The 10328-nt window shown below is 55.1% G+C and carries 5 protein-coding genes; all 5 read left to right on the forward strand.

Annotation, left to right across the window (positions count from 1 at the left end):
- The first annotated feature begins 637 nt into the window (after positions 1 to 637).
- The 5 genes from KTQ90_RS11660 (at position 638) to tamL (ending at position 10125) form a co-directional block, all read left to right on the forward strand.
- Positions 638 to 1231: a TetR/AcrR family transcriptional regulator gene (locus KTQ90_RS11660; protein ID WP_022157645.1), complete on the forward strand. Its 594-nt coding sequence runs from the start codon at positions 638 to 640 to the stop codon at positions 1229 to 1231.
- A 29-nt stretch (positions 1232 to 1260) separates the two neighbouring features.
- Positions 1261 to 2019, forward strand: coding sequence for a 3-oxoacyl-[acyl-carrier-protein] reductase (fabG, locus tag KTQ90_RS11665; RefSeq protein WP_217318587.1), 759 nt, complete (start codon positions 1261 to 1263; stop codon positions 2017 to 2019).
- 126 nt (positions 2020 to 2145) lie between these two features.
- Complete coding sequence (locus tag KTQ90_RS11670; RefSeq protein ID WP_217318588.1) at positions 2146 to 2814, forward strand: RluA family pseudouridine synthase; 669 nt, start codon at positions 2146 to 2148, stop codon at positions 2812 to 2814.
- 246 nt (positions 2815 to 3060) lie between these two features.
- Positions 3061 to 7791 (forward strand): translocation/assembly module TamB domain-containing protein, encoded by a 4731-nt coding sequence (locus KTQ90_RS11675; protein WP_217318589.1) that lies wholly within the window; start codon positions 3061 to 3063, stop codon positions 7789 to 7791.
- Positions 7792 to 7797: 6 nt separating this feature from the next.
- Positions 7798 to 10125 carry a translocation and assembly module lipoprotein TamL gene (gene tamL / locus KTQ90_RS11680; RefSeq protein ID WP_217318590.1) on the forward strand — a complete coding sequence of 776 codons (2328 nt, stop codon included), beginning with the start codon at positions 7798 to 7800 and terminating at the stop codon, positions 10123 to 10125.
- Positions 10126 to 10328 lie beyond the last annotated feature (203 nt).

A 10328-nucleotide genomic window follows, 5' to 3' on the forward strand; every position in this document is an offset into this window, starting at 1 on the left:
ACTCGTGTATCTGTCTTCACATGCAACTAATCGCTATTTTATCCCGAATTGGGGTCAAATATTTTAGTTTTGACATACTCGCAGAGGGCGCAGTTCTTACTCGGTTGGTGTATTTTTTGCTCGCTTGGCGCACTTCTTGCTCGCTTGGTGCAACTCTTGCTCGGTTGGTGTATTCTTGCTCGGTTGGTGCACTTGAGACAAGTGCACCCCCTAAGTGTGCCACCGTTCGCGTCCGCCGTCCAATCGGATTCCGTCCGCCGTCCGATCGGATTGCGTCCGCCGTCCAATCGGATTCCGTTCGCCGTCTGATCGGATTGCGTTCGGGTGACGGTGACTTTTCGTGAGGTTTTACCCGCAATGAAGTATTGTACGCATGCGTACCTATTATTATTTAATAGGCTTTACTCGTGATATATCGCAAGATTTGTGCTCTTTGTGCCGCTATGAGCCACAAAGAGAGCATAATAAGTCGAATTTATTTGCTTTTTCGAAATTAATGCTGTAAATTTGCACATTAATACGTAGTGTGTGCAAGCGTTTCGTGCCTGCAAGCAGCACGCTACAAGGCGTGTGCGCTCAGGTGCACAGCGCATATATATAATAGGTATAACAAACAGGAAAGGGGTAATCATTCAATATGTCAATATCCAAGACACGCCAGAAACTCATTGATATCGCGCGCCAGCTCTTCGCCAAGCGCGGCGTGGCTAACACCACGATGAACGATATCGCCGTGGCGTCGGGCAAGGGTCGCCGCACGCTGTACACCTACTTCAACAGCAAGGAAGAAGTGTATTCGGCTGTGATAGAGTCGGAGCTTGAACGCCTGAGCGACAAGCTCGACGAGGTGGCAGCCATGAAGATGCGCCCGCTTGACAAGGTTATAGAGCTTATCTATACCCATCTGAGCATGATTAGAGAGACCGTGGTGCGCAACGGCAACCTGCGCGCCGAGTTCTTCCGCAACATCTGGATGGTGGAGAAAGTGCGCAAGAAGTTCGACGACTACGAGATAGACCTCTTCAGCAAGGTGTATCAAGACGGCAAGGCAGACGGCGAGTTCGACATCGACGACGTGAACCTTGTAGCCGACATCACCCACTACTGCATAAAAGGTCTTGAGGTGCCGTTCATCTACGGACGCATCGGACACGGGCTCACCGAAGAAGCCAGCAAGCCGCTTGTGGCGAAGGTGGTGTACGGAGCGCTCGGCAAGAAACTCAACAATTAGAATTTTTTATTTATTAAATAATTAAAGAAATGGGATTATTAACAGGTAAGACTGCCCTCGTCACGGGAGCAGCCCGCGGCATCGGAAAGGCTGTCGCAATGAAGTTCGCCTCTGAAGGCGCAAACATCGCATTCACCGACCTCGTGCTCAACGACGACATGGCTGCCGGACTTGAGGCTACACGTAAGGAGATTGAGGCTCTGGGCGTTACTTGTCGTGCATACGCAGGCAATGCTGCCGATTTCGAGGAGACAGACAAGGTTGTAAAGCAGATACATGCAGATTTCGGTTCTATCGACGTGCTGGTGAACAACGCCGGCATCACAAAGGACGGCTTGATGCTCCGCATGTCAGAGGCACAGTGGGACGCAGTGCTCAACGTGAACCTCAAGTCGGCATTCAACTTTATCCACGCTTGTGCACCGATCATGCTCCGTCAGCGCAGCGGTTCAATCATCAATATGTCGTCTGTAGTAGGCGTTCACGGCAACGCAGGCCAGTGCAACTACTCGGCTTCTAAGGCTGGTATGATCGGTCTGGCTAAGTCAATCGCTCAGGAGCTCGGCCCCAAGGGCGTACGCGCCAACGCCATCGCTCCGGGTTTCATCGAGACACCTATGACAGCACAGCTGCCTGAGGACGTACGCAAGGACTGGATGAAGAAGATTCCATTGCGTCGCGGCGGTCAGACAGAAGACATCGCAAACGTATGCTTGTTCCTCGCTTCTGACATGTCATCGTATGTTAGCGGCCAGGTTCTCCAGGTAGACGGCGGCATGAACATGTAATTCTGTCTGCAAACAGATTTTTTACGATAATCAGGGTGTTTCAAAACTGAACTTATCGGGAGCCCCAACTTCCTTTAACTTCTATTTTGATGCACCCTTTTTGTGTCTTTTTATAATAAGCAAACAATGAAAGTAGTCTACGAAGACAACCACATAATAATAGTCAACAAGTGCAGCGGCGAGATAGTGCAGGGCGACAAGACCGGCGACAAACCGCTATCCGACATCGTAAAGGAGTATATCAAAGAGAAGTATAACAAGCCCGGAAACGTGTTCCTCGGCGTGGTGCATCGACTTGACAGACCCGTGAGCGGACTCGTTGTCTTCGCAAAGACATCAAAGGCGCTGTCGCGACTGAACGACATGTTCCGCACGGGCGATGTGCACAAGACCTACTGGGCGATAACGAAGCGCCGCGACATTGCGCCCGAAGGAACGCTCACCGACTGGCTCACGCGCAACGAACGCCAAAACAAGAGCTACGCCCACGACAGAGATGTGCCGGGCGCAAAGAAGGCTATACTGAAGTACAAGGTGCGCTCCGTGTCGGATAACTATATGCTGCTCGAAGTGACGCTCCTCACCGGCAGACATCATCAGATACGCTGTCAGCTGGCACACATGGGATGCCCGATAAAGGGCGACCTGAAGTACGGCGCGCCGCGCAGCAACCCCGACGGAAGCATCTCGCTCCACTCGCGCCGCGTAGAGTTCGTCCACCCCGTGTCGAAAGAACAGATATGCGTTGAGGCAGAAGTGCCGGCAGACCGTCTGTGGCAGGAGATAGCAAGGTAATTCAGGGGCGCACTTTATCAGGGGGTGCACTTGTCTCAAGTGCACCAACCTATTAGCTTTCTAGTGTGGACAGTTTGCTGTGTTGGTGCAGTTTATCAGGGGGTGCACTTGTCTCAAGTGCACCAACCTATTGATTTTCTAAGGGAGGGCTGTTAGCTGTGTTGGTGCAGTTTGCTGTGTTGGTGCAGTTGAGACAACTGCACCCCCTAACAGCTCTATAAAATAAAAATCAAACAATACAAAAGAATGAAGCCCAAATACAAACGATATTTAAAGATTGCGGCAGCCATACTTGCCACGCCGATAGCGCTGATAGCGCTGTTGGCTGCGCTGCTTTACATACCGCCCGTGCAGAACTGGGCAGTAAGGCAAGCGGCAGGATACGCCTCCGAGTCAACCGGCATGAACGTGTCGGTAGAACGAGTGCGCCTCAGCTTTCCGCTCGACCTAAGCGTGCAAGGGCTTCTCGCTACGCAGCCCAACGACTCGCTGCACAACCAAATCGACACCATAGCCGCTGCCGACGAACTCATCGTGGGCGTGCGACTCTTGCCCCTCTTCGCCGGCAACGTAGACGTAACCGACCTCGACTTCCGCAAGGTGAACATCAACACCGCGCAACTCGTGCCCTCAGCACGCGTGAAAGGCGGCGTAGGACGACTGAAGGTGGAGCCGAGCCGCGTGGCGCTTAAGAAGGAGAAGGTGGCGCTCGGACCGGTGCTCCTCGCAGACGCCAACCTCGACATAGCGCTCAGCGACACGGTGCCCGAGGACACAACCAAAACAGAAAACAAATGGCAGATAGCTTTCAGCCGACTGGCTGTGAAGCGTTCGGCTGTAAAGATACACATGCCCGGCGATACACTCGCCATAGGCGTCGGACTGACCGATGCGTCGGCTACCGACGGCGACATCAATCTCGGTACGGGCGTATACAAGGTAGGCACGTTCGACTGGCGTGACGGCTTCGTCAGCTACGACAATAACTTCGCCATGCGACAGAAAGGGCTCGACGTGAATCACATTGAGCTGAAAGGCGTTTCGCTGCGCATCGACTCGCTCTGTTTCGAGCAGGAAGCCACCAAGCTGCAACTCGCTCTCAACCGCTGCGCCTTCCGCGAGCAGAGCGGACTGAGCGTGACCGACGCAAAGGGACACGTGCGGCTCGACACGGCGCACATAGCGCTGCCCGACTTCCGTCTAACTACGCCCGTGTCGTGGCTCAAGGCGAGTGCCGACATGGACTTCTCTACCTTCGCCGACACTAACCCAGGCGTGATGCGTCTGAAGATGGACGCATCCGTAGGCAAGTCTGACATGCTGCTGGCGCTCGGAATGATGCCCCTGCAGTTTGTGCTGCGACTGCCCGAACAGCCACTCGCCCTTCATGCCGACATCAACGGCAACATGAAGAACCTTAAGATTCGCGACATCTCGGCTAAACTCCCTACCGCATTCAGCATAAAGGCGGACGGAAAGGCGGGCAACCTCACCGACATCGACCGCCTCACAGCCGACATCAACCTTGACGCACGTGCCGACAACATCAGTTTCCTACAGCCAGCATTGGGTCTGGACAAGAACACGGTGGTGCGAATACCTAACGGCATAACGCTGAAAGGCAACTGCAAGGTGAACGGACCGCAGTATGCTACGGAGTTTGTGGCTACGCAGGGTGGCGGTTCGGTGCGAGGCAGAGGCGCGTTCAACATGCGTTCAATGGCATACCGTGCCAATCTGACGGCGTACGCTCTGCCCCTGCAGAACTTCATGCCGGGCAGCGGTCTACATTCGTTCAGCGGCGAACTGACAGCCGACGGCGCAGGCTTCGACTTCCTCTCACCACGCACCCGAATGGATGCACGTGTAAGGGTCGGCAACTTCCATTATTCGGGCTACGACATCTCGAACGTGAGTCTGCAAGCCGAGGTGAAAAACGGTGTCGGCAGAGCGTTGCTCGACAGTCGCACACCGCTGCTCAACGGCATCATCGACCTGCGCACCGTGCTCGACAACCGACGCATTGACGCAAACCTGCTCTGCAACCTGCTTTATGCCGACTTCTACAAACTCGGTATCACCAAGACACCGCTCACGACGTCGATGACCGCTCATGTAGACGTGCAGTCGGACCTTGCGTCGACACACAGCGTGAAGGGCGTGATAGGAAACATCGTAGTGCGCGACTCGGCAGCGGCTTACCGACCGGAGAACGTGGTGATGGACATCTTCACACGCCGCGACTCAACACACGCCAACGTGACGTGCGGCGACTTTGCGCTGCGACTCGACGGCAGCGGTTCGGTAGAACATATCCTCAACCGTCTTTCGTCGATAGGCGTTGAGGCTAAGAAGCAGCGCAACGAGCGATATATCGACCAGTTGCGACTGCGCGAACGCCTGCCAGAACTCTCCGTTTATCTCGATGCGGGCAAGGAGAACATCATCTCGCGCACGGCACGCCACTACGGTTACGAGTTCCAGGACGCATATATAAACATGAACACGTCGCCCGTGAAGGGCATCAACGGCACAGTGCGCATCGACTCGCTCGTGGCTTCGGGCATGCAGCTCGACACGATACGCGTAGCCGTGCGGTCGGACTCGGTGAAGACCGACTTCGAAGGACAGATACGCAACAACCGATATAACAAGCAGTACGTTTTCAATGCTCTCTTCCGCGGCGCGTTCTACAAGCAGTCGCTCTTCTTCGGCACACGCGTGTTCGACGACCGCAACCGTCTCGGCGTGGCGCTCGGACTGAAAGCCGATATGGAGCAGCACGGTGTGCGCGTGTCGCTCGGCGGCATCGACCCGGTGTTCGGTTACAAGCAGTTCAAGGTGAACAATGGCAACTATGTGTTCTTCGCCGACAACAAGCGCATATCGGCTGACATGAAGTTGCTGGCAGACGACGGCATGGGTGTGAAGGTGTTCAGCAACGACAGCACCGAAGCACAGCAGGACATCACAATCGGCTTGACGAAGTTCGACCTTGCCAAGGTGCTCTCCGTCATTCCGTATGCTCCGAAGGTGTCGGGCGTGATGAACGGCGACTTCCACTATATCGCCGACAACGGCGTAATGTCGGTGTCTTCGTTCGTGAGTGTGGACAAGATGGCGTACGAGGGCTGCAAGATAGGCGACGTGGCGAGCGAGTTCGTATACATGCCGCGCGAAGGCGGCAACGAGCACTGCGTCGACGGCACATTCTCTGTAGACGACTACGAGGTATGCACGCTCAGCGGTACGTACGTGACAAGCGGATTCGGCCATCTCTCTGCAGATGTGCAGCTGCAGCGCACTCCGCTGTTGCTGCTCAACGGTTTCATGCCCGACAGACTGCTCAACTTCAAGGGTTATGCCGACGGACACGTGAAGGTGGACGGACAGCTCAACCGCTTGGACGTGGACGGCGAACTGATGTTCGACTCGGCTTATGTGGCTAGTGAGCCTTACGGTGTGGAGATGCGACTCTGCGACGACCCGGTGACGATAACCGACAGCAAGATGCAGTTCGAGAACTTCCAGCTCTTCGCACGCAACGGCAATCCGCTCACGCTCTACGGCAATGTAGACTTCGCTGATATGTCGAACATGACGATGTATATGCGTATGCGTGCAACCAACTATCTGCTTATCGACTCGAAACAGAAGGCTCGTTCTGAGGCGTTCGGCAAGGCTTACGTCAACTTCCTCGGACTTGCCGACGGACCGCTCGACGCTTTGCGCTTCCGCGGTCGTCTCGACGTGCTCGGTTCGTCGGACATCACATACATTCTGCGCGACTCGCCGCTCTCTACCGACAACCAGCTCGACGGACTCGTGAAGTTCGTGAACTTTAAGGACCCGGGAGCTACGCAGGTGGTGCGTCCGCCGCTTACGGGTCTTACGATGGACCTCACGGTGAACATTGACGAGGGCGCTCATGTGCTCTGCGCGCTGAATGCAGACAAGTCGAACTACGTGGATATCGTAGGAGGTGGCCAACTGCGAATGAAATATACCGAAGCCGACGGACTTGGTCTTTACGGCAGATACACGATAGGGCAGGGCGAGATGAAATACTCGCTGCCGGTTATCCCACTCAAGACGTTCACCATCAAGGACGGAAGCTACGTGGAGTTCTTCGGCGACGCAATGAACCCGCGCCTGAACATCACTGCGACGGAGGAGAACAAGACTACCGTGACGAACGATGCCGGCGTAGGACGCAGCGTGACGTTCGAGTGCGGCGTGGAGCTTACGAAGACGCTCAACGACATGGGTCTGCAGTTTACTATCGACGCGCCTGACGACCAGGAGATACACAACGAGCTGATGACACAGTCGATTGAGAATCGCGGCAAGCTCGCCGTTACGATGCTCACCACGGGCATGTATCTCTCAGACACCAGTGCCGGCGCATTCAACATGAACAGTGCGCTCAGTTCGTTCCTCAGTTCGCAGATTACAGCCATATCGGGCAACGCTCTGCGCACGCTCGACCTCTCGTTCGGCATGGACAACACGCAGTTGGGCTCTGGCGCCGTACACACCGACTACTCGTTCAAGTTCTCGAAGCGCTTCCTCAACAACCGACTGCGCATCGTGATAGGCGGTAAGGTGTCGAGCGGTGCCGAAATAGAGAATCAGAACGACACGTTCTTCGATAATATCGCGATGGAGTATCGTCTCTCGCCCAACTCGAACAAGTATCTGAAGTTCTTCTACGACCGTGCTACGTACGATTGGCTCGAAGGCTACGTCGGACAGTTCGGCGGCGGTTTCGTATGGCGCCGCAAGCTGCAGAGTCTGAAAGACATCTTCCGCTTCAAGCGCAAGACAGATGACATATACACGATGCCGATGAACGGTGCGCTGGTTCAGAAGAAGAACTACACGATTGTGAATAACAACGATTCGACGGCAGCGCAGAAGAAGGACTCGACGGCGGTTAAGAAAACGAACAAGGCGCTTTCGGGCGATAAAAAGTAAAGGTTTATGAAGAATACGCTATATATAATAATATGTGTAATGGTGCTTGTCGGCTGTTCGTCGACAAGTTCTGTGCCCGAGGACGACAAGCTGTTCACGGGCTTGCGCAAGACCGGGTACGAGAACTACGAGCCTTGCGACCATTTCTACTCTACGCAGGAGGAAGTGGAGGCGGCGCTCGCCACAACGCCCAACGGCGCCCTCTTCGGCAGTCCGTACTACCGCATACCGTCGTACCGTCTGTGGATATACAACGCCTTCGAACATTCGCGCGGCGGCATAGGCAAGTGGATGCGCACAACGTTCGGCAAGGCGCCGGTGCTGCTCAGCTCGGTCAATCCGCAGCTGCATGCGCAGGTGGTGCGCGAGTTGCTGCGTGCGCGCGGCTACTTCGGCGGCTATGTCAACTACGATGTGCTTACATCCGACAGTTCGCGCACGGCGAAGGTGAAGTATAACGTCAACTTCGGCGACTTGTACACCGTAGACACGCTGACATATCACAACTTCCCCGAAGAAGCCAACGAACTTATCGAGAATAAGGCGTCGGAGTCGCTCGTGAAAGCCGGCGATCCGTTCGACGTCTCGGTGCTTGAGGCAGAGCGAACACGCATTTCGACGCTCCTGCGCAACAACGGCTTCTTCTACTATCAGCCGAGCTACGCCACATATCTCGCCGATACCATCGCCGAGCCGGGCGAGGTGCAGGTGCGTCTGCACTACGCCGACAGTCTGCCTGCCACGGTAGGTCGCAAGTGGTACGTTGGTCGCATCAATCTCGAGATGCGCAAGCAGTCGGTGCTGGAGCAACTGAAGGATACCATACGCCGCCGCAACTACACCATCGTCTTCAACGGCAAGCGCGAGCCGATGCGCCGCAGCGTAATCACTCGCGATATGAAGATAAAGCCCCGTAAGCTATACAGCTATCAGGACTATCAGCAGACCATCAACACGCTCACGGCAAAGGGACTCTTCTCGCGTGTAGACCTTGCGTTCGCTCCGCGCGACACTTCGGCAACGTGCGACACGCTCGACCTCACGCTCAACTGCGTGTTCGACAAGCCATACGACGTTTATCTTGAGGGCAACCTGGTAGGAAAGACGACGGGGCGTGTGGGTCCGGGACTGAACCTCGGCTTGGTGAAGCGCAACGCCTTCCGAGGCGGCGAGAAGCTCACCGTGAATCTGAAAGGCTCGTACGAATGGCAGACAGGACATCAGGCAGACGGCAGTAGCTCGAAGTTCAACTCTTACGAATACGGTGCAGATGTGTCGGTAGAGATGCCGCGCCTGCTGTTTGTGAACAATATCTTGCGCCGCTTGCGCCATATTCGTCGCAGAAAAGGCAAGCCGATACACCAGCGCTATGCCACGCCGACCACGCTCATCAAGGGATCGTTCGACGTGCTCAATCGCTCGGGCTTCTTCCAGCGCCACATCGTGTCGGGCGAGCTGACATACAAGACGCAGCCGAGAGCCATCGTGCAGCACCAGTTCTCGCCGCTCATACTGCAGTACGAGTACATGAAGCACATGACGCCGGCGTTCACCGATCTTGTCAACAAGAGTCCGTACCTGCTTGTGGCGATGAGTGACCAGTTTGTGCCTAAGATGCGCTACACATTCACATACCAGTCGCCGGCGCGCCTTCACAATCCTATCTTCTGGCAGGTGTCGGTGAGCGAGGCTGCCAATCTGCTTTCGCTCGGATACATGGCGTTCGGCGAGAAGTGGAACGACAAGGAGAAGACGATGTTCAAGAACCCGTACGCTCAGTTCCTGAAAGTGGAGACCGACTATAGCAAGACGTGGCAGGTGACGGAGCACAGCACGCTCGTCGGACACGTGAACATGGGTGTTGTATGGGCGTATGGCAATGCGATAAGTGCGCCGTACAGCGAGCAGTTCTATGTAGGTGGTGCCAACAGCATACGTGCGTTCAACGTGCGCAGTATCGGTCCGGGTCGCTATCATGCCCAGACTTCTTACCTCTCGTATCTCGACCAAACCGGCGACTTGAAGTTGCAGATGAACCTCGAGTATCGTCCGCGTATGTTCGGCAACCTCTACGGCGCATTGTTCCTCGACGCAGGCAACGTGTGGACGCTGCGCAGCGACAGCGACCGTCCGGGTGCGGTGTTCAAACCGAAGAACATGTTTAAGGAGATGGCGGTCGGTACGGGTATCGGCATACGCTACGACCTCGACTTCTTCGTGCTTCGCCTCGATTGGGGTGTAGGTCTGCACCTGCCGTACAAGAACGGCTTCTACAACTTCGACAAATTTAAGGATAGCCAGAGCATACACTTCGCAATCGGTTATCCGTTCTAAAATCAATAAAGCAAAAAAGTAGCGGAGGTCTCCGGCCTCCGCAGCAAGCAACAAGACTATATTCAGTCAAGTTAACTGCTGCGGAGGCCGGAGACCTCCGCTACTATTTTTTATTGCTGTCCGCTAAAACTCCAAAGAGAATAAAAACCCTGCCCGAAGTCCTTTAAAACTGGACTTCGGGTCTGTTTTTCCCAAAAGTAAGC

This window comes from Leyella stercorea, from assembly GCF_019052365.1.
Lineage (GTDB): Bacteria > Bacteroidota > Bacteroidia > Bacteroidales > Bacteroidaceae > Prevotella.

Excerpts from the sequence above, each read along its gene's own strand:
- KTQ90_RS11660 (WP_022157645.1), top strand. The coding sequence starts at position 638 with ATGTCAATATCCAAGACACGCCAGAAACTCATTGATATCGCGCGCCAG.
- fabG (WP_217318587.1), top strand. The coding sequence starts at position 1,261 with ATGGGATTATTAACAGGTAAGACTGCCCTCGTCACGGGAGCAGCCCGC.
- KTQ90_RS11670 (WP_217318588.1), top strand. The coding sequence starts at position 2,146 with ATGAAAGTAGTCTACGAAGACAACCACATAATAATAGTCAACAAGTGC.
- KTQ90_RS11675 (WP_217318589.1), top strand. The coding sequence starts at position 3,061 with ATGAAGCCCAAATACAAACGATATTTAAAGATTGCGGCAGCCATACTT.
- tamL (WP_217318590.1), top strand. The coding sequence starts at position 7,798 with ATGAAGAATACGCTATATATAATAATATGTGTAATGGTGCTTGTCGGC.